Source organism: Pseudoalteromonas sp. OANN1, assembly GCF_024124685.1.
Taxonomy (GTDB): domain Bacteria; phylum Pseudomonadota; class Gammaproteobacteria; order Enterobacterales; family Alteromonadaceae; genus Pseudoalteromonas; species Pseudoalteromonas piscicida.
The window spans coordinates 18,728-37,792 of record NZ_JAMXSE010000018.1 but is presented as its reverse complement, the minus strand read 5'-3'; the positions used below and the strand labels follow the sequence as shown (position 1 = coordinate 37,792).

The 19,065-nt window shown below is 45.6% G+C and carries 18 protein-coding genes and 1 riboswitch; of the genes, 8 read left to right on the top strand and 10 right to left on the bottom strand.

The features are described from left to right. Nucleotides 1-80: 80 nt before the first annotated feature. Nucleotides 81-259: riboswitch (Lysine riboswitch) on the top strand. 115 nt (nucleotides 260-374) lie between these two features. The 5 genes from dapA to NH462_RS15015 all read left to right on the top strand — a co-directional run bounded on the left by dapA (nucleotide 375) and on the right by NH462_RS15015 (nucleotide 5,566). Then, entirely contained in the window at nucleotides 375-1,259 is an 885-nt protein-coding gene (gene dapA, locus NH462_RS15035; RefSeq protein WP_010376342.1) for a 4-hydroxy-tetrahydrodipicolinate synthase, read from the top strand. Nucleotides 1,260-1,269: 10 nt separating this feature from the next. After that, on the top strand, nucleotides 1,270-2,010 hold the full coding sequence (locus NH462_RS15030; RefSeq protein WP_010376345.1) for a 2,3,4,5-tetrahydropyridine-2,6-dicarboxylate N-succinyltransferase: 741 nt from the start codon (nucleotides 1,270-1,272) through the stop codon (nucleotides 2,008-2,010). Further along, entirely contained in the window at nucleotides 2,010-3,215 is a 1,206-nt protein-coding gene (locus tag NH462_RS15025) for a PLP-dependent decarboxylase (protein ID WP_010376346.1), read from the top strand. Before NH462_RS15030 ends, NH462_RS15025 begins: the two co-directional genes overlap by 1 nt. 2 nt (nucleotides 3,216-3,217) lie before the next feature. Then, nucleotides 3,218-4,330, top strand: a complete 1,113-nt coding sequence (locus tag NH462_RS15020) for a M14 family metallopeptidase (protein ID WP_253106392.1) — start codon at nucleotides 3,218-3,220, stop codon at nucleotides 4,328-4,330. Between the two features lie 213 nt (nucleotides 4,331-4,543). Continuing rightward, entirely contained in the window at nucleotides 4,544-5,566 is a 1,023-nt protein-coding gene (locus NH462_RS15015; protein ID WP_253106390.1) for a phospholipase A, read from the top strand. Between the two features lie 72 nt (nucleotides 5,567-5,638). Here NH462_RS15015 and NH462_RS15010 read toward each other — a convergent pair whose 3' ends face one another. Further along, the gene (locus NH462_RS15010; protein WP_010376349.1) at nucleotides 5,639-6,538 is read right to left on the bottom strand and encodes a bifunctional GNAT family N-acetyltransferase/hotdog fold thioesterase; all 900 of its coding nucleotides are present in this window, start codon (nucleotides 6,536-6,538) and stop codon (nucleotides 5,639-5,641) included. Between the two features lie 173 nt (nucleotides 6,539-6,711). On the opposite strand from NH462_RS15010, the gene NH462_RS15005 reads away from it, so the two are divergent. After that, on the top strand, nucleotides 6,712-7,401 hold the full coding sequence (locus NH462_RS15005; protein ID WP_010376350.1) for an SAM-dependent methyltransferase: 690 nt from the start codon (nucleotides 6,712-6,714) through the stop codon (nucleotides 7,399-7,401). 32 nt (nucleotides 7,402-7,433) lie between these two features. Here NH462_RS15005 and dtd read toward each other — a convergent pair whose 3' ends face one another. The 3 genes from dtd to NH462_RS14990 are packed head-to-tail and all read right to left on the bottom strand — an operon-like array spanning nucleotide 7,434 to nucleotide 9,762. After that, entirely contained in the window at nucleotides 7,434-7,874 is a 441-nt protein-coding gene (gene dtd / locus NH462_RS15000) for a D-aminoacyl-tRNA deacylase (RefSeq protein ID WP_253106389.1), read from the bottom strand. Between the two features lie 19 nt (nucleotides 7,875-7,893). Beyond that, a complete protein-coding gene (locus tag NH462_RS14995; RefSeq protein WP_253106388.1) occupies nucleotides 7,894-8,838 on the bottom strand; it encodes an alpha/beta fold hydrolase in 945 nt (314 codons plus the stop codon). A 42-nt stretch (nucleotides 8,839-8,880) separates the two neighbouring features. Continuing rightward, the gene (locus NH462_RS14990) at nucleotides 8,881-9,762 is read right to left on the bottom strand and encodes a virulence factor BrkB family protein (RefSeq protein ID WP_102057833.1); all 882 of its coding nucleotides are present in this window, start codon (nucleotides 9,760-9,762) and stop codon (nucleotides 8,881-8,883) included. 141 nt (nucleotides 9,763-9,903) lie between these two features. Between NH462_RS14990 and NH462_RS14985 the strand changes: the two genes are divergently transcribed. Then, the gene (locus NH462_RS14985) at nucleotides 9,904-10,551 is read left to right on the top strand and encodes a DUF2959 domain-containing protein (protein ID WP_010376354.1); all 648 of its coding nucleotides are present in this window, start codon (nucleotides 9,904-9,906) and stop codon (nucleotides 10,549-10,551) included. Between the two features lie 85 nt (nucleotides 10,552-10,636). Here NH462_RS14985 and NH462_RS14980 read toward each other — a convergent pair whose 3' ends face one another. The 6 genes from NH462_RS14980 to NH462_RS14955 form a co-directional block, all read right to left on the bottom strand. Then, on the bottom strand, nucleotides 10,637-11,293 hold the full coding sequence (locus NH462_RS14980) for a hypothetical protein (RefSeq protein WP_253106386.1): 657 nt from the start codon (nucleotides 11,291-11,293) through the stop codon (nucleotides 10,637-10,639). 566 nt (nucleotides 11,294-11,859) lie between these two features. Next, on the bottom strand, nucleotides 11,860-12,519 hold the full coding sequence (locus NH462_RS14975; protein ID WP_253106385.1) for a 3-oxoacid CoA-transferase subunit B: 660 nt from the start codon (nucleotides 12,517-12,519) through the stop codon (nucleotides 11,860-11,862). After that, nucleotides 12,519-13,223, bottom strand: a complete 705-nt coding sequence (locus tag NH462_RS14970; RefSeq protein WP_253106384.1) for a CoA transferase subunit A — start codon at nucleotides 13,221-13,223, stop codon at nucleotides 12,519-12,521. The genes NH462_RS14975 and NH462_RS14970 overlap by 1 nt, the downstream gene beginning before the upstream one ends. Nucleotides 13,224-13,231: 8 nt before the next feature. Then, nucleotides 13,232-13,987 (bottom strand): 3-hydroxybutyrate dehydrogenase, encoded by a 756-nt coding sequence (locus tag NH462_RS14965; protein WP_010376360.1) that lies wholly within the window; start codon nucleotides 13,985-13,987, stop codon nucleotides 13,232-13,234. 13 nt (nucleotides 13,988-14,000) lie between these two features. Then, nucleotides 14,001-15,179 (bottom strand): homoserine O-acetyltransferase, encoded by a 1,179-nt coding sequence (locus NH462_RS14960; protein ID WP_253106383.1) that lies wholly within the window; start codon nucleotides 15,177-15,179, stop codon nucleotides 14,001-14,003. A gap of 15 nt (nucleotides 15,180-15,194) precedes the next feature. Continuing rightward, nucleotides 15,195-16,499, bottom strand: coding sequence for an SLC13 family permease (locus NH462_RS14955; protein WP_253106382.1), 1,305 nt, complete (start codon nucleotides 16,497-16,499; stop codon nucleotides 15,195-15,197). A 248-nt stretch (nucleotides 16,500-16,747) separates the two neighbouring features. On the opposite strand from NH462_RS14955, the gene NH462_RS14950 reads away from it, so the two are divergent. After that, nucleotides 16,748-19,030, top strand: coding sequence for a TonB-dependent receptor (locus NH462_RS14950; RefSeq protein ID WP_253106381.1), 2,283 nt, complete (start codon nucleotides 16,748-16,750; stop codon nucleotides 19,028-19,030). Nucleotides 19,031-19,065: the final 35 nt, after the last annotated feature.

Here is a 19,065-nt window from a genome sequence, read left to right as displayed (position 1 = left end):
ATGCTTGACACCTAGACGGCCAAAATGTTTCAATGCGCGCTCACCCTATTTAGATAGTTTGATGCTACGGCGTCAAACTGAGGGCTGGAAGAGGTGCGTTATTCAGGTAACTAAGTGAAGGAGAGCAAACTCCGTTGCAGCTTAGTGAGGGGAATATACGCCGAGAAATTGAGTTATTGTTTGCTAATACTCATTTCGGGCGACTGGGCTGAATCCCAGCGACTGTCACCAACATACTTGGTGGAGAGCTTCTGGTCTTAGAAAAATAAGGCCATTGGCTGCCTTATCCTTTTTAAGTCCATTGCTCTTCGAATTTTAACAGTTCGAAGTTTGGACACCCTCCTAACTCCGAACATGATTTAAGTTCGGTAGAGATGAAATCACAATTCAATTTATCTGACTATCCGTTGTGGACTGCTTTAGTAACGCCTTTTGATGCTGAAAATCAGGTTGATTTTGGCGCATTAACGACGCTTGTACGCGATCAAGAGCAAGCTCGTAACGGTATTCTTTTACTAGGCAGTACCGGCGAAGGCCTTGCGCTTACCCAACAAGAGCAGCAACAAATCGTTGAGTTTGTTTGCCAGCTCGCCCCAAGCGTACCACTCATGGTTGCCGTTGGCGGCAGTAATCTTGAGCAGCAAACACAATGGGTGCGCTTTTGTAATACGCAGCCCATTGATGCACTCTTACTTGGCTCACCAATCTACGCAAAGCCCGGCAAAGTTGGTCTGACGCATTGGTTTAGCACACTACTCGATGAGAGCCACAACCCTTGCATGCTCTACAATGTACCTGGTCGCAGTGCCGTTGCTATCGCCCCTGACCTACTCGGCGAACTAGCTTGCCACCCTAATCTGTGGGCACTAAAAGAAGCCAGTGGTGATATTGCCACCTTTGAAGCATTTCGTCAGGCAGCACCTGATGTCGCCATCTATAGCGGCGACGATGGCTTAATGCCCTACTTTGCACAAGCAGGTGCAACGGGGCTAGTGTCTGTTGCGGCAAATGCATGGCCACAGCAAACCGCAGAATTTGTAAGGCGCTCGTTAAGCGGCACCTCTCCTAATTTATTTACCACTTGGTCAGAAGCTGCAAATAGCTTATTTGCAGTGGCAAATCCCATACCAGTCAAAGTGTTAATGCACTTGCAAGGGAAGCTCACAAGTCCAAACTTGCGCCCGCCACTGACACATTTGGAACTCACCCATACCGATGCGATCACTCGCGCGAACGAAACGATTTTATCTTGGAATTAAGGCAGTAAACATGAGCTGGTTAACCCTACTAAACGATTTAGAAAATGGCACAGTACGTGCTGCAACACAGGATGAGCAAGGCCATTGGCATGCTAATGTAGAAGTAAAACAAGGGATCCTTGAAGCATTTAGAAATGGCGTAAATACGGAATTCCCGGGTGGATTTGTTGATAAAGACAACTTAGCACCACGCGGATTTGCTGCCCAAGATGGCGTTCGTATGGTTCCTGGCGGAAGCAGTGTGAGACGTGGCGCTTACGTCGCAGCGGGCACAATCATTATGCCACCGGCTTATGTCAACATTGGTGCCTATATTGATTCAGGTACTATGGTAGATAGTCATGCGTTGGTTGGTTCTTGCGCGCAAATTGGTAAAAATGTCCACCTTAGCGCAGCAGTACAAGTGGGCGGTGTATTAGAGCCGGTTGGAGCCAGTCCTGTTGTTGTTGAAGACGATGCCTTTATTGGTGCAGGCTGTGTATTGGTTGAAGGGGTTGTTGTTAAACGCGGTGCCGTATTAGCACCGGGTGTGCGCCTTTCAGCAAGTATTCCTGTCTATGACTGCGTGAACGAGCGCTTGCTTGACAAAGGTGAAGCCATCCCTGAAAACGCGATAGTGATCCCAGGCTCTCGTCCAGCCTCAAGTGAGTGGGCGCGCGAGCAAGGACTAAGTATGTCATGCGCACTTATCGTAAAATACCGTGATGAACAAAGTGATGCATCACTGGCGCTGGAAGAGGTTCTACGCTAATGACTTGGTTGAGCACGTCACAGCGAATTGCAGCTGAGGCATTGATCCAGCAACAAGATACGCCATTCTTTTGCTACGATTTAGATAAGCTAAGTGCGCATGTTAAGCCCTTAGTTGATCAGCAAATCGTTAAGCTTTGGTATGCCGTAAAAGCGAATCCGTTATCACATATCATTAAAACCCTAGATAACGCAGGGTTTAACTTTGATGTGGCATCTAGCGGCGAGCTTGATCAGGTGTTATCTCAAGGGATCGCACCTGAACGCGTGCTCAACACAGGTCCTGCCAAATCGCTAAAGCAGATCCGTCATTTTGCCACACAAGGCGTACGTATTTTCGTGGCTGAAAGTCACAATCAAGTACGCTGGTTAAATCAAGTGGCCGAAGAGTTTGAGCTTCAATTTGAAGTTTTACTGCGGGTGCAGTTACGCTTTGATAAAGCAGAGCACAATCCACTTGGTGGCAATACGCTGACTCCTTTTGGTCTTGGCGCAGAGCAGTGGCAAGCCCTAACTTTAAGTGACTACACCTACCTAGACTTTGTCGGACTGCATATTTTCCAGTGGGGCAATATGCTCTGCAGCGATACGCTCGCTGAACTTTGGCAGGCAATGGTTGCACCTTTAGTTCAGCTCGCTGCTGATTTAGGGATTACTCTAAAGGTGCTCGACTTAGGTGGCGGCCTTGGCATTCCCTATGATAGGCAAAGCCCTTCTCTCGATTGGCAGAAATTATTAGACACGCTCGCATTAATAAAAACCGCCACGCAAGTGCAAGAATTATGGATGGAGTTAGGCCGCTATGCGGTTGGCGAATGTGGTTTTTATCTCAACCCTGTGGTGGAACAAAAGCAAAACTACGGAGAACAACAACTGATTGTCGCAGGCGGTGTCAATCACCTGCTGCGCCCAGCCGTTACCGGACAAGCTTTCCCCGCTGAATTGTTACGCCAGTCTCAAGCTGAGGCCACAGACTTTCATATTCATGGCCCACTTTGCACTGCATTGGATAAATTAGGCACCCTAGTCTTACCAAGCGACAGTGCCGATGGCGATTGGCTTGTTTTCAGTCAGTGTGGCGCTTACGGCTACACCGAAAGTATGCCGTTCTTTTTATGTCATGAGCTCCCAGCAGAGTACATCATCTCAGGTGGAGAAATCAGCTGTGTCCGTGAAGCAGAGCCCGCTTCAAGTTATTTGAGGTAAACATGAATACCATTACACAACAACATATTCAGGTTGGTGAAATTGCCAATGGCTTGCCTTTGACTATTCCGGTCTATCGCATTAAAGGCGATGGCAGTGGGCCTAAGGTGTATATTCAAGCGAATATGCATGGCGCCGAAGTGCAAGGTAATGCAGTGATTTATCAGCTACTAGAACAGTTGAAGCAATTGTCATTAAAAGCGGACATCACCTTAGTGCCTTACGCAAACCCGATTGGTTGTAATCAGAAATCTGGTGAGTTTACCTTAGGGCGTTTCGATCCAATTACAGGCACGAATTGGAATCGAATGTACATCAACCATTCCGGGTTGGTTGCCGAGTTTGTGGAGCAAAACCCGACGCTACCAATAACAGAAATCGCTCAGCAATTTCGCCAACGATTAGTTGAGCGTACCCAGGCACTACTTGATGGGCCCTTAGATAGGTTGACAACAGGTAAGCGCATCGCCTTGAGTTTACAGCGCCTAGCTCATGAAGCTGACATTGTTTTAGACCTTCATACGGGACCAATTTCAGCAAAACACCTGTATTGTCCTGAGTATGCAAAAGACAGCGCTCGATATTTTGATATTCCACATGTGTTACTTATTCCAAGTGACTTTGATGGAGCAATGGATGAAGCAAGTTTTTGTCCATGGTGGAACTTGCAGCAAGCCTATCAGGCTATAGGCCGAGAGATCCCAGTATTAACTGAAGCGTTTACGGTTGAACTTGGCTCTCAAGAAAAAATTGATTTAGCGGAAGCATTGAATGACGCTAATAGCATTTTGAGCTACCTAAACCATAAACAGGCCTTTCAAGACGCGCACTTTATGCCACGAGACATCACCCGCTACGTCTGTCGACTAGAGAACTATCGTGCCTTTTATGCCCCGATGGGAGGCATGGTGGAGTACACGGCAAAGCTTGGTGAGCATATCAAGGCGGGTCAAACCATCGCCAAAATTCTCAGAATGGAGCGCTATTTATCAGAAACGCCCTTAAATGAGATCCAGTTAGACGAAGATGCCATCGCCATTTTGCACTTTGCCTCTGCTAGTGTGAATCAAGGTACTGAGCTTTATAAGTTTTTTACTCAAGTTGAAACGCTTTAACTTGAGTACTTTTATTGCGTGAGAGTAAGTCAAAGCAAATAAGCTCTGCTTGTTTAGCTTAACGCTTACTAAGGTATGGCGGCGATAGCCGCCACCTTTTTCTTATTCGTACGTATTTTTCTTTCTGACATTTTTGACCTTCGAGATTCATTTCCCTTTCATTATCATTGGTTAATAATGTAATCAATTGTACTTACTCTCGGCGCACATAGGATGAAATTTACAGACTTATCAATACCGGCTTTGGCCTTGCTTACCTTGCCACTTTACGCTCAAGAAGCCCAACAGGAAGATGAAATCGATTTAGTCAAACAGTGCGTGCTAAACGCGGTGTTAACTGGAGAAAAAGATAAAACCATAGAGCAGGTCCGTACCGAATGTGCCGAGGCTGATGCTGATAAAACCTTAAGCCAATTAGATAAACGCATGGCGCGTGAACGTGTAACGGAAAAAAACCGTAATGTCTTAACACCACATAAGCGCAATTATATTTTGCCTGTGTCCTATATGACCAATGTCAACAGCAGACCATTCGACGGTCTAAAAGCCATTGATGATGAAGATGGCGAGCCAATCGACAATTTTGAAGCCAAATACCAAATTTCGTTAAAAGCGCCTATTTATAAAAACTTCTCGGATAAAGATCAGGCAATTTATTTTGCTTTTACACTACAATCATATTGGCAGCTGTACAACAAAGATGTGTCTTCGCCATTTCGTGAAACCAACTATGAGCCAGAAATCTTTTGGATTAACTTTTTAGATGATGAAAACGTGCTGTGGGGCGATGAGATGGCCTTTGTGCTTGGGATTTCTCATCAATCTAACGGTCGCAGTCAACCAAACTCCCGCTCTTGGAATCGTATCTATGCGAATTTTATTTGGGAAAACCGAGGCTTTGTATTCAGCTTTAAACCCTGGTACCGCTTACCGGAAAATGATAAGGACGATGCATTAGATCCGCGTGGAGACGACAATCCAAATATCGATGAGTACTTAGGTCACTTTGAGTTTAGTGGGGTATATCGCCACGAAGAGCATGAGTTTGGCTTTATGTGGCGCAATAACTTAAACAGCGATAATCGCGGTGCAATTCAGCTAGACTGGTCATTCCCGATTTGGGGAAGGTTGCGTGGCTACGCACAGTACTTTAATGGCTACGGCGAAAGCTTAATAGACTACAACACGCATACCCAAAGGCTTGGTATTGGCGTATTGCTCACTGATATTCTTTAAGCACATTCGAATACAAAAAAGCTCTGAACACTCAGAGCTTTTTCGTTTGGAAAGCTGAGAATAATTCTCTGCTTATTGCGGTTTAATTACCACAAACTGTCCCTCAAATTTAGCAACTAGCATGTCACCATCATAGACATTCACTGGCACCACATATTTTGCTTTGCCAGCCGTCTCTAGCGCTTTTAATTCACCTTCACAGTCCGCAATGGTAACCGTTGCCGCTGGTGCCGTGGTTAAAGGTTTTAGGTATTTAATATTGGCGTCAGCCAACACAATATCTCCCTCTAAGCCAAGCTCTTTAAGTGCTAAATAAGTCGCCCCCCAGCCCGTTAGCGTCGCCATGCTATATATAGAGCCTGCAAACATCGAGTTGTGTAAATTGAGGTTCGCTTTTAAATCAGCCTTAGTGGAAAACTGCCAGTCGGTATAGCTTTCGACTTTAATCCCCATCGCATCACTGATTGGAATAGACTCGCGCCAAGTATTTTGTAATACATGGGTCCAATCTGGCTGCCTAAACCAGCCCGGCTCTGTAGGTCGTTGTTTTACCATTTTCCAGTGCTGTACATCGCCATAGGCTAAGTGTGCCTTTTCAACCACTTCGTAGCCATGACGCTCGTAAAATGATAACGCGCGCTCTCGAGCATACAAAACCAGCTCTTCTGCTTTTTGCGTCCAAGCAATAACCTCAAGCTCATGTAGCAAACGGCTACCTAAGTGATGACCTCGATGCCCTTCTGCAACGGCCATATAACGTACTTGTGCTTGCTTATGATTGTTAAAATGGAGCCTAGCTACGCCTAGCACTTCACCATCATTATTTTTAATGTAGCGATGTTCAGCTTCTTGTTCTAAATCATCCTGTTCGCTGCCACGAGGTTGATCCCATGGCGCTCTTAACACCTGCCAGCGTAACTGGTAATAGGCTTGCCAATCTTCGCTGCTTTGTGGTGAAGTTACCTCAAACATCACTGACTCCTGTTTTGTTATTAGCCTGTTAAACGACTTTGAATCTCGTACGGATACACCCTACAAGATAAGCTCAGTGTAGGGAATAAAATGCGCCAAAACACTTATCCTTTAGTGTAAAAACTGGTGGACAAGCTGGCATTCACAAAATCCTCGTCTATGATGATGTTATCATGGGAGAATTTATTACGCATTCAGGCACTATCAGCAACGATTTTGTGGACCGGAGCCACCAGCTAGGACACTTGCTATATTGGCATAAACAAGGCAGAAATAGCATCCAAGTGCGCCAAGAGAAATCGTTAAGATGGCTTCTGATAAACAACACATTACAATCCGTTGTGGAGTTAAACCACCCGGAGCACTTGTTATTTCCTCATTTAAAAACATTCGCGAGTCGCTGGCAGCAAGTCGCCCCGCCAACTAGCGTACTGGAGCTGGGTCTTGGCGCAGGTGCCATCCGTGATTACCTCAATGCCACTTATCCAAATTGTCACATTACCACCATAGATAACAACCCAGATGTGATCCATTGTTACAAACGCTACTTTGGTGGCGACCCTTTGTGCGATGTTAATTGTGTTGATGTATTTAAAGCGTTGCAACAAGGCAAACGCTACGATTGGATTGTGCTCGATTTATTTAGCGAACTTGAGCCTCCCATCTTCTTGTTTCAGCACCAGTTTTATCGCCTACTCAGAGCTGCTATTAATGATGGGGGTCGACTGTATATCAACTTTTTAACTGAGCATGAGTCGCAGCTCAAGCAACTTCAACACTTATTAATTACCAACTTTGGTAAAAAGCCCTTTATCGAAAAAGTGCCGGACTACGCCAATATGATTATCGAGGTTAAGCGCTAACACTGGCTGGCCCTAGTTTTTACGTCAAATCACTATTCAACATTAAAGTTAAAAGTCACAGGGCCATCATTCAGTAAACTCACCTTCATATCCGCAGCAAATTGTCCCGTCGCGACTTTCAACCCTGCTGCCTTAGCTTGGGTCACAAAGTAGTTGTAGAGTGTATTCGCTTGCTCAGGTGTTCCTGTGCTCGAAAAACTTGGCCTCATGCCTTTTTTGGTGTCTGCCGCCAAGGTGAATTGCGATACAACTAATAGTTCACCTTCAATGTCTTTTAAACTTAAATTCATTTTCCCCTTGTCGTCAGTAAAAATACGGTAGTTACTTACCTTGTGCAGTAACTTATCCGCCGTTTGCTCCGTATCCGGCTTTTCAACGCCTAATAGTAACAATATCCCCTGAGCGATTTGGCCTACAACCTCACCTTCTACTTCTACCTTTGCTTCGCTGACCCTTTGAATTAGTCCCTGCACTACCTACCTCTTGTGACTGCTAATGATGCTGAATTTTGCACAGTAATAGATCAGCCGCTCGCCTTATGGCTTCTGCATAAACGGGGTTAGCACTACAATGCCCAACTCCATTCAAAATCAACAACTGCGCCTTAATGCTTTGTGCTAACTGATAAACCGGTGCGTATCGACACATTAAATCATGCCGACTGTGAATAAACCAGACAGGTAAGTGATTGAGCTGATGTGCATCTGCTGTAATTTGCTCTTTTTTGATAAAGCATTGGTGACTAAAAAAATGCACCATATGCTGTGCTTTACTGAGCTGTTTGTCTGCTTTGCAGAGCCTAATACCTTGCGTATCGCTATCCGTTGTGATCAGGTTATCCCACTCACACCAGCGCTGTGCTGCTTTTCTTTTGAGTAACTCATCCTCGCCAAAAAGTGCCGAATGATAATGGTCTAGCAAGGATTCCACAGTTTGTGCACCTTGTGCAAAGGCAAGATACTGCTCTGGATAAATTTGTGCGGGGGCACCTTGGCTACCATAAAGCCAATGAAGATCCGCCTCATTACCCAAAAAACTCGACCACAACACTATCCCCAAGACATCTTCACGATGTTGCTCAGCATAAAGAAGTGCCAGCATGGCACCGAAAGACTCCCCAGCGAGTACAACCTTTTGCAGCCCTAAATGCGCACGAATGGTGTGAATATCTTTCAGCAGGTTCGCGGTATTTATATTACCAAAGTCAGCAGGCGTTGAGTTGCCACAGCCTCGCTGACTAAACAGGATGATGCGGTATTTTTGCGGATTGAAATAACCGAGCACATTACGAGAATGGCCCTGACCTGGGCCACCATGCAGCATGATAAGTGGTGTGCCATCACTGCAGCCATATTCCTCTATGCCCAATTGATGTCCTTCACCTACCGCGAGATGAAAGCGACGCAATGCATCGCCATGTTGATACAATAAGCTCATAACTCCCCCTTGGGGGCTTAAGCTAACCGTTATCGGTAAAAGCTAAAGTCCCTGCGCGTCTGGTGGGTCAAACTCCGAGCTTGCATCTAGTCCTGCAGCTTCCATATCTTGGGTTAAGCACACGGTAAACTCAGCACCTAACAACACCACTATCCAAGATAAATATACCCAAACAAAAAGAATAGGTACTGTTGCGAGCGCCCCATAGATAACTTCGTATGAGGGAAAATGGCTAATGTATAATGCAAAGCCTTTTTTCGTTAGCTCGAATAACAAAGCTGCAAACAAAGCGCCAGGAACCGCGGCTCGAAATGACACACTGGTATTTGGTACTAAAGTATAGAGCATGATGAAGCCAACCATAGAAATTAAATAGGGCAACATCTTAATTAGTGCACCACTAAATCCTGGGATCCCTTGATCGGCAAATGTCACTAAAGAAACGATATAAGATGTCATACCAATACTCGCGCCCAATAGCACAGGGCCAAGCGTGAGCACCATCCAATAAATCGCAAACGAAATCATCAATGGGCGCTTTTGCTTCACTCGCCAAATTCGGTTGAGTGTGGTGTCAACATTACGAATAAGTAACAAAGCCACGACGGCCAAGAAGCTCACCCCTACAGCTGTCATCTTATTCGCGTTGCCAGTAAACGCACTGATGTGCTCTTTAATGGTGTCCGTCGATGTTGGCACAAAGTTATTGAACACAAAGTTTTCAATTGCAAAACGCGTATCTTCAAATCCAGGAAACGCCGAAAAAATGGCTACACCAACCGCAACTAAGGGGACTAACGATAACAGTGTGACATACGCTAAATAGCCCGCGTTGACCGTGATCTGGTCCTCAATACACCGCTTACTATAGCGGCGCCACCAGCTAGGCTGAGAATGTAAGAATCGCAGTGCTACGACCTTCATTTCGGTTATTCTTTGCATCATAATCAAGTTAATATTCATGGATCACTTTACACATCATAACAATCCCCGCCATAATTTATAGTGCTAAATGGTCACGTGGCCACTTACTGATTATTGACCTTCTAGAGCCCGGGAGTGCAAATGAAGAAACTCACCTTAAGCGCAGTGTTACTTTTACTCGTTACTGGCTGCCAAAGTGCCTATTACGCCACCATGGAAAAGTTTGGTGTGCATAAACGCGAGATATTGGTTGATCGTGTCGAAGAAACCAAGGAGTCCCAAGAGGAATCACAAAAAGAGTTTCAATCGGCATTGGAAAGACTCACCACCTTAATTAATTTTAACGGTGGTGAATTACAAGAAGCCTATAACCTGCTTAACGATGACTACCAATCATCCCTTGCCGCCGCAGCTGAAGTAAGTAGCAATATAGACAAAGTGGAAGACGTGGCTAATGCGCTATTTGACGAATGGCAAGATGAACTTGAGCAATATTCGAGTGCAAACTTAAAACGCGAGAGTGCTAAGCAATTAAGCCAAACACAACGCCAATTTGAACGCTTACTTCGCTCAATGCGCAGCAGTGAAGCCAAAATGCAGCCCGTGCTCGACTCACTACAAGATAATGTGCTGTACCTTAAACACAACTTAAATGCACAAGCGGTAAGCGCTATTAAAGGTGAGTTTACGGGGTTAAAGCGTGATATTAGCGCCCTAATCGCAGATATGAACCGTTCTATTGAAGATTCGAACAAGTTTATTGCTGAGATGAATGCACGTAGAGCGTAACAGATAGCATCAGCGAGGATAAATCTCACGATATCAGGAAATTGCCTCCTGATATCGTGGTCATTTTGTTTGTAAAGCCAGACGCTTAACCTTTATTGATAAGATCTTCAATGATGCCATTCATTTCCATTGGCATTTGCGCCAATACAGCATCATATCCATCAGCCAGTACCAAGTCTTTTTCTATGTAAGACACTACAGCTTGATTCTCCAAATCAATGATCCCGCCAAATGCCGTTACACGATTTACACCCGGTACTGGGATCCCACCAGAACTATCAACATGCAGTACGATCACTCTGTTAAAGTTAAACCCGTTATCTTTGATCACTCCTGTCGACTTTAGCGTCTTAGTCAGCTTTTGTATTGCACCTGTAAGATCATCTGCAATGCGCTGAGCCGAACCTGTAAGTGCATAATTACCTTGATTAACATGTCTACGCATGTTTTCACCCACAGTCCAAGACAAGTTACCAACCACATCATATAACTGTTGACTTGAAACAACAGACGCACCATGTTTTCCCGTTACGCCAGCGGTAATTGCTAAACCCACTTCACGGTCGTTTCCTGGAACACCATGCAGCGAAACCGGGAATATCAATACAGGTTGTTGAGCTGAGAGTGTGATTGGAAATTCATATGCCGTATTTTGTTTAACCTCAGTAGAAGTAGAAACACAAGCAGTCAAAGAGATAGTAAATAGAGAGGCTAGTGCTAAACGCACGATATTTTTTGTCATTATATAGTTCCTTTACGTGATTATTAACTCTCAACAACCCAGCTGAGAGCGCGTTGAAACGCGGCGCAAATTATGTGACAAATCGTAACCACTATCAATAATAAAGTACTAGGGCCTGTTTATCTTTCAAGTTTGTTTTTGCAGCAGTTTGATTGGTATTTATACAAGGCAGAGCCTGCGTAGCATAGTTGTTCTATGTGAGTCAGGCGATAACAAAGTAGAAATGCCAATCAAGCGCTGCCCTTTGGGTTCACCTGAGTGCGCTTTGTTCATTGTTGCTCAACTTTTGCCTAGATCACTAGGCGGCAAGTCGAGCGTCGCGACCAAAACACACTCAGGAGAACAAAAATCAAACAGCAAAGGTCAACAGGCCCTAGATAAAAGTGCATTTTCTTCATACTAAGCAGCTGAGCGATAATTAAGGGGAAAAATAGGACTTTTAGATAACTGAGAAGGTATGTTGATTACAAGCCACCCTGTGACAGCAGCGCAGAATGACAAATGTAGCGCAGCTCGCGTTACAGCCAGCTGCGTGCATAGCGTGGTAACTCAGCTTTAGCTCAATCCTAACTAAACACCATCTCCGGTACGTCATCTGGGCAAATCAACATGCCTGCGGTTTTGGCTTGAATTTCCGAGGCGCTAACACCTGGAGCTCGCTCAAGTAAATGAAATGCACCCTCTTTGACTTCAAGCAGCGCAAGATCGGTTACTATCTTATTGATACAGTTTACGCCGGTGAGCGGTAAACTGCAGTGCTGTAGCAGCTTGGACTCGCCTTGTTTATTCGCATGCGTCATGGTGCAAATTATATTTTTAGCCCCAGCGACAAGATCCATCGCGCCACCCATGCCCTTGATAAGCTTACCTGGGATCATCCAGCTGGCAAGATTACCTTGCTGATCTACTTCAAAAGCGCCAAGCACCGTCAGGTCCACATGACCACCACGGATCATTGCAAAGCTTTCTGCCGAACTAAAAATGGCGGCTCCCGTACGGGCCGTAACGGTTTCCTTACCCGCATTGATCATATCCGCATCCACTTCCTGCTCGGCCGGATAAGCGCCCATGCCTAATAAACCATTTTCCGATTGCAGCATCACATCCATGCCCTGTGGCACATAATTGGCCACCAGCGTGGGGATCCCAATGCCAAGGTTGACATAAAACCCATCTCTTAATTCCTGTGCCACTCGCATGGCCATTTGCTCTCTGGTTAATGCCATTACGCTTGCTCCTTCACAGTACGTTTTTCGATGCGTTTTTCAAACTGCCCTAGAATCACTCTGTCGATATAAATTCCGGGGGTATGAATTTGGCTCGGTTCGATTTCGCCGGGCTCTACAATTTCTTCCACTTCAACGACGGTAATTTTTCCAGCCGTTGCAGCCATTGGATTAAAGTTCATGGCGGTGTGGCGATAAACACAATTGCCAAAACGGTCTGCTTTCCACGCTTTTACAATGGCAAAGTCTCCCCTAATACTCGGCTCTAAAATATATTCTCTATCACCAAACGTTTTTACCTCTTTGCTCTCAGCGACGGGTGTACCAACGCCTGTTGCGGTGTAAAAAGCGGGGATCCCAGCTCCACCTGCGCGCATCTTTTCTGCAAGTGTCCCTTGTGGGGTTAACTCAACTTCCAATACACCGCTCAATAACTGCTGCTCAAACAAGGCGTTTTCTCCCACATAAGAAGCCACCATTTTGCGGATCTGCTTATCCTCAAGCAAAATCCCTAAACCAAACCCGTCTACTCCGCAGTTATTAGAAACCACGGTTAAGTCCTTTGTGCCCATGTGGCGTATTTGGCTTATCAAACCTTCTGGGATCCCGCACAAACCAAAGCCCCCCGCAATCACGGTCATGCCATCACACAGTCCTGCCATTGCCTCTTCGTAGCTTACGACTACCTTATCAAATCCAGCCATCGTTCCTCCTATTGCACTGTCCAGCCGCCATCCAATACAATGGCTTGGCCAGTAATGTTGCGTGACTCATTTGCGAGTAAAAAATTGACAGCATGGGCAATCTCATCCAACCCTATAAAGGCCTTTTTCGGCATTGGTGCCAACATGATATTGTTTATCACTTCATCTTCGCTGATCCCATGCTGTTTCGCTTGCGCGGTAATTTGCTGTTCTACCAATGGGGTTTTTACATAAGCGGGGCAAATGGTGTTCACGGTGATATCGCAGTCTGCGGTTTCCAGCGCCAATACTTTACCAAATCCCATCAACCCATGTTTTGCAGCGACATAAGCAGACTTATATTTAGAAGCGACTAAAGCATGGATAGAACCAATATTGACGATGCGACCAAAGCCTCCTTTACGCATATGCGGCAATACCGCCTTACACAACATGGCCGGGCCTGTTAGCATCACGTCTTGCAGCAATTGCCATTTATCTTCTGGATAATGCTCCAGTGCTTCAACATGTTGCACGCCTGCGTTATTGATAAGCACATCAATGTTATCGTGCTGACGGACAAAGTCAGCGATGTCTTGCTTATTAGCGATATTGAGCGCAAACGCTTGTGCATTTCCTCCGTCACTGACGATAGACTCGGCTACCGTCTGTGCTTGCGCTAAGTTCAAATCTACGAGCAATAAGCTGTAACCTTGTTTGCTCAGGGCCATCGCGATATAGCGACCAATGCCACTTGCAGCCCCTGTGATCAACGCCGTCTTCATCGTCGCTCCTTGATTATTTTGCTAAGAACTGAGCAATGGTGTCAGCCTGTGATTGAATTGAAAAAATACCGTCTAAATGTCCCCAAGCACCTTCTATCTCTGTGATCTGCACGTCTTTATTCTTGGCTTTTAGGGTTTCTGCTAGCTTACGAATGGGCTCAGGCCTTAATAACAAGTCATTGCTTGCAGGCATCAACAAAACCTTTGCTGTGATTTTATCGATAGCGCTATCAAAATTACCTTGCATGCCTGCGGTATATAGTTGCGAGGCGCGGACTAAATACAAGATTGAATTCGCATCTTGCGTTTCAGCCCTCGCTCGTGCGCGCGTGGCTAGCGTTTGGCTGAGTTTAGGAAGCTGACGAATATCTTGTTTTGCTTTGGGATCAAGCACAATAAAGTCTGGAAAACTGGCGTTGTAAATAGCGGGGTGCATCGCGTCTTGAGTAATATTAAGCATCGTGGCAGTCAGTCCAGCAAGCGGCCTTTCCCCGTCGTAGTAGTCCCCGCCCTGCCAATTTGGATCAAGTCGAATAGGTAAAGCCCATTTCTCTAACGCCGCAACGGTCCAAGCATCCATCTTTGCCGCGCCAATCACATGAATTAAACGTGACACTTTTTCGGGATAGCGCACCGACCATTCTAACGCTTGGAAAGACCCCATAGACGCGCCCATCACCGCATGTAGTTTGTCGATACCTAAGCTATCCAGTAGTTGCTTTTGCACTTCAACAAAATCACCGATGGTCACCACGGGAAAATCCAAGCCATAAGGTTTGCCCGTCTTTGGATTAATGGATGCAGGGCCCGTTGTGATCACATCTTTATTATGCCAATTTGCGTTGACCAAAGTATCTGAACTTATCACGAAGTATTTGTTAGTATCTATCGCTTTGCCCGGGCCGATAATGGCATCCCAGTAACCTGCCAATACGTCAGACTCTCGATACTTACCCGCAGCGTGAGATGTGCCTGAAAAGAAATGCGTGATCAAAATTGCATTGCTTTTGTCGGCATTTAATTTGCCATAGCTTTCCCAGCCGACCTTAACGTCAGGAATGCTGACTCCAGACTCTGTAGTAAAATGCGCGAGTGTAAATGCCCGCTTTTCAACTAGCATAGATTTGTTTGTCTCACTGCCATAGACAATATTGCTGGCAACGAACAAAAGTAACAGGAAAATCCGCTTCATTGCTGTATCTCTCCGTTAAAATAAGATGAATAGGGTTAATGCGAGGGCAACGCCCACCAGCGGCACGACCGCAGTCAACGCAGCCATGGACCAGTATGCTCGTTGATGTGTTTCTTTACAGATGGCGCGAATGGTTGTGACCACATAACCGTTGTGCGGTAAGGTATCCAAAGCGCCTGAGCTAATAGCGACAACACGGTGTAATTGTTCTGGATTGACACCCGCATCAATGTAGTGTGGTGCCACTAAAGGTAACGCAATAGCTTGCCCACCGGATGCCGAACCGGTTAAACCGGCTATTACACTTACCGCCACAGCGGCGCCAAGTAGCTCATTACCCGGCATTTGTGTCATCAACTCGACCGCAAATTGAAATGCCTCGGTGTTTTTTGCTACCGCACCAAAACCCACTACCGCACTGGTATTACCGATAGCGACTAGCGCCCCAGTTGTACCTAAGTTAATCGCGGCTCCTATGTTGTGAAAATGCTTAAAGTTAATAGCGACAATACTGAGTACACCGCCAAGTAGAGCTACAATAAGTGCACTTTGCTGCAGCACATCATGAAGTGTAAAAGATAAAATCAACACCACGATTAGAGGCAGTACGCCAGTGATTGGATGAGGATAGTTACGTTCATAGATTTCAGGGTCATCTTCTTTCGCCTCAAAGTGCTCACCATTTGCCACCGCTTTGGCTATCATCTTTTTCAACCACCAATAGCCAGTAATAGCCATAAATGTGGCAACCACTAGACTGACTTCCCAAGCTGCATAAGGTGAGGTACCCAAATATTTTATTGGGATCCAGTTTTGGATTTCAGGGGAGCCTGCCGAAGTCATGGTAAAGGTGACTGAGCCGAAGGCCAGAGTTGCGGGAATAAAGCGCCTTGGTAAATTGGCATCTTTAAATAAGCTAAGCGCCATAGGATAGACAGAGAAAGCGACAATAAAAACACTGACGCCGCCATACGTTAACACAGCACAGGCAATCACCACTGCTAATACCGCATGTTTCATACCTAACTTATCGACAATATAGCGTGCCACGCTGTCGGCAGCACCGCTGTCTTCCATGAACTTACCGAACAAAGAGCCAAGCAAGAACATGAAAAACCAAGCACTCAAAAAGCCAGCAAAGCCATCCATATAAAGTGTAAGAAAGCTGCTTTCGACAGCTTCTGTGGGAAATAGCGCAACGCCACTCGTGAATGCGACCAATAAAGCGCAAAGTGGAGCTGCGATAAACAAGTTTACGCCACGGAGAGTTAGCCAAATAAGCAGGCCAAGTCCTCCTGCCAGTCCAAGCATACTGAGCATAAGGGCTTCCTTTTATTGTTATTAATGCCCGTTATAAATTGATGTGTTGGGCATGCTGTTGATGAATATCAGTGTGGCGTGCAGGCGCAATAAAAACCATAGTACTAAGGTTATAGAAGCCCTACACCCCGTGTTAATCCTAGCGTATCAAGGTATTAGTACTAAGGTACTAATAGAAAAACTTTACAACTCCCCTATGCTTTGGTGTGACAACAAGCACCCAAAATGACAATAATAGGGACCACAGGATGAACATTTACCAACCTAGATATTCAGCTATCGCGTTGGCTATTACACTCGCAACTCAAGTCAACCCAGCGGCAGCAGAACAAGCAACACAATCAGAAGGCAAGCTAGAACGCATTGAAGTCACGGCGCGTAAGACGGTAGAAAACCTTCAAACCGTTCCAGTTGCAGTGACTTCTATCGGTGAAACCGATCTACTCGAAAATGGCATCTCGGTACTCTCTGAAGTCCAGCAGTTTTCACCCAATACCACGCTTCAAGCTAGCCGAGGCACTAACTCTACCCTCACTGCCTTTATTCGTGGTGTCGGGCAACAAGACCCATTATGGGGTTATGAACCCGGTGTCGGCATTTACGTCGATGACATTTATTTGGCAAGGCCGCAAGGGGCTGTACTCGACCTCCTTGATGTACAACAGATTGAAGTATTACGTGGACCGCAAGGAACGCTATATGGCAAAAACACTATTGGTGGCGCTATAAAATATGTCACTAAGGAAATGTCTGGCGATGCGACTTTTAACGTGGAAGGGACTGTTGGTAGTTATAATCAACGCGACCTTAAGATCACAGGTCAATTGCCGCTCGTGGAAGACACACTCTACTTAGGTTATGGCTTTGCTACTTTAAATCGAGATGGTTTTGGCGAGTTCAAGGTTTCAACGCTACCCGGCCAAGATAAGGAAAACTACAATAAAGAAATTCAAGCTGCACGGTTAACCTTGGAATATCGTCCAAGCGACGACTTGTTCTTCCGTTTAGCATGGGATAAAACCGACGATGACTCTAACTCTAAAGGGGGTTATCGCTTGTTGCCGAGCTTACTGACTGACGCTCCCGTGCCTGACAGCGTATTTGATTCTTACACCAGTATGCCAACCTGGAATAAAGTCGAACTTGAAGGATATAGTTTGACCGCTCGCTGGGATCTTTCTGACGCCACCACAATAAAATACATCGGTGCTAGCCGAGATAGTTATTCCCCGACCAATATCGACTTTGATAATACGCCATTGCGGATCTTTGATGTACCCGCCATTTATGATGATGAACAAACCACGCATGAGATACAGCTAAGCCATGCAGGTAACGACTACAAATTTGTCTCAGGTCTATATTATTACGATGGCGAGTCATGCGGCCAATTCCAAGCAATTTTGGAGGTATTAGGACAAAGCTTGGGCGCTCTCGGTCTTACGCGAGAAGTGAGTGGTTGTAACAACTCAAATAGTAAAGCCGCGTATATTCAAGGCACCATTGATTTAGCAGAGCAGTGGTCGCTCACATTGGGCGCTCGTTACACTAAAGACAGTAAAGAAGCACAAGTCAGTAATGGTTTGGTCTTTGATGTCGTGTATCCCGAATCAAATTGGATCCCAGGTTATACACGCCCTGCCGGTGAGCTCGTACCGTCAGTGCTTGATGATGAAGAAGATTGGTCACGGTTTACGCCAAGAGTGGGAGTGGAATATCAATACAACCGCGATATCATGTTCTTTGCCAGCTATGCTCAAGGATTTAAATCCGGCACCTTCAACCCCAGAGCTAGCACCGCAGAGCCTGCTGCAGACCCTGAAATCGTAGATTCATTCGAAATCGGTATGAAAAGCGAATGGAACGACAATCTAAGAGCCAATATCACGCTATTCACATTAGATCACAAAGACCGCCAATATATTTCCGTATTGCCTGGTGCAACTTCTGCCGATCTAAACCAACGACTTGGTAACATTGGTAAGTCTACAGCAAATGGTATTGAAGCAGAGCTGAGCTATGTCGCTACAGAGGCGCTGAGTTTTGACGCCGCGATAGGATATATAGACAGCGACTTCGAAGAGGTACTCGATACTAACCCAGACACGGGTGCGACATTTGACAAATCAGACCGATTTAGTATTTCTAACACCCCTGATTTAACTTTTAACCTTGGGGCGACATATAAACTCTACAGCGATATTGGCGATTGGGTATTCAATGCCAGCTACTACCATCGTGGTGATTATGTCTTATTTGAGGAAGATAGCCTACTGACGCAGGATAGCTATGGTTTAGTCAATCTGAGTATTAATTGGTATAGCACAGATGGCAATTGGCGTGTTGGTCTTCATGGGAAAAACCTGGCCGATGAAGAATATATGATAGGAGGCTATCAGTTCGTGACACCAGATCCGAGCGATCCGAGTAATGTGAGTAAATATACGCCGGGGCTTGGTGGTGATAATACTTTGATAGGCTACTTTGGCGACCCAAGAACCGTTTCGCTTACCGTAGGTTATCGTTTTTAGCATCGAAAGCGAGGCTGCAAGGAAGCCTCGCTATC

What these genes read in the sequence shown, in the direction of transcription:
- dapA (WP_010376342.1), top strand. Translation starts at nt 375, where the DNA reads ATGAAATCACAATTCAATTTATCTGACTATCCGTTGTGGACTGCTTTA.
- NH462_RS15030 (WP_010376345.1), top strand. Translation starts at nt 1,270, where the DNA reads ATGAGCTGGTTAACCCTACTAAACGATTTAGAAAATGGCACAGTACGT.
- NH462_RS15025 (WP_010376346.1), top strand. Translation starts at nt 2,010, where the DNA reads ATGACTTGGTTGAGCACGTCACAGCGAATTGCAGCTGAGGCATTGATC.
- NH462_RS15020 (WP_253106392.1), top strand. Translation starts at nt 3,218, where the DNA reads ATGAATACCATTACACAACAACATATTCAGGTTGGTGAAATTGCCAAT.
- NH462_RS15015 (WP_253106390.1), top strand. Translation starts at nt 4,544, where the DNA reads ATGAAATTTACAGACTTATCAATACCGGCTTTGGCCTTGCTTACCTTG.
- NH462_RS15010 (WP_010376349.1), bottom strand. Translation starts at nt 6,538, where the DNA reads ATGTTTGAGGTAACTTCACCACAAAGCAGCGAAGATTGGCAAGCCTAT.
- NH462_RS15005 (WP_010376350.1), top strand. Translation starts at nt 6,712, where the DNA reads ATGGGAGAATTTATTACGCATTCAGGCACTATCAGCAACGATTTTGTG.
- NH462_RS14995 (WP_253106388.1), bottom strand. Translation starts at nt 8,838, where the DNA reads ATGAGCTTATTGTATCAACATGGCGATGCATTGCGTCGCTTTCATCTC.
- NH462_RS14990 (WP_102057833.1), bottom strand. Translation starts at nt 9,762, where the DNA reads ATGAAGGTCGTAGCACTGCGATTCTTACATTCTCAGCCTAGCTGGTGG.
- NH462_RS14985 (WP_010376354.1), top strand. Translation starts at nt 9,904, where the DNA reads ATGAAGAAACTCACCTTAAGCGCAGTGTTACTTTTACTCGTTACTGGC.
- NH462_RS14980 (WP_253106386.1), bottom strand. Translation starts at nt 11,293, where the DNA reads ATGACAAAAAATATCGTGCGTTTAGCACTAGCCTCTCTATTTACTATC.
- NH462_RS14975 (WP_253106385.1), bottom strand. Translation starts at nt 12,519, where the DNA reads ATGGCATTAACCAGAGAGCAAATGGCCATGCGAGTGGCACAGGAATTA.
- NH462_RS14970 (WP_253106384.1), bottom strand. Translation starts at nt 13,223, where the DNA reads ATGGCTGGATTTGATAAGGTAGTCGTAAGCTACGAAGAGGCAATGGCA.
- NH462_RS14965 (WP_010376360.1), bottom strand. Translation starts at nt 13,987, where the DNA reads ATGAAGACGGCGTTGATCACAGGGGCTGCAAGTGGCATTGGTCGCTAT.
- NH462_RS14960 (WP_253106383.1), bottom strand. Translation starts at nt 15,179, where the DNA reads ATGAAGCGGATTTTCCTGTTACTTTTGTTCGTTGCCAGCAATATTGTC.
- NH462_RS14955 (WP_253106382.1), bottom strand. Translation starts at nt 16,499, where the DNA reads ATGCTCAGTATGCTTGGACTGGCAGGAGGACTTGGCCTGCTTATTTGG.
- NH462_RS14950 (WP_253106381.1), top strand. Translation starts at nt 16,748, where the DNA reads ATGAACATTTACCAACCTAGATATTCAGCTATCGCGTTGGCTATTACA.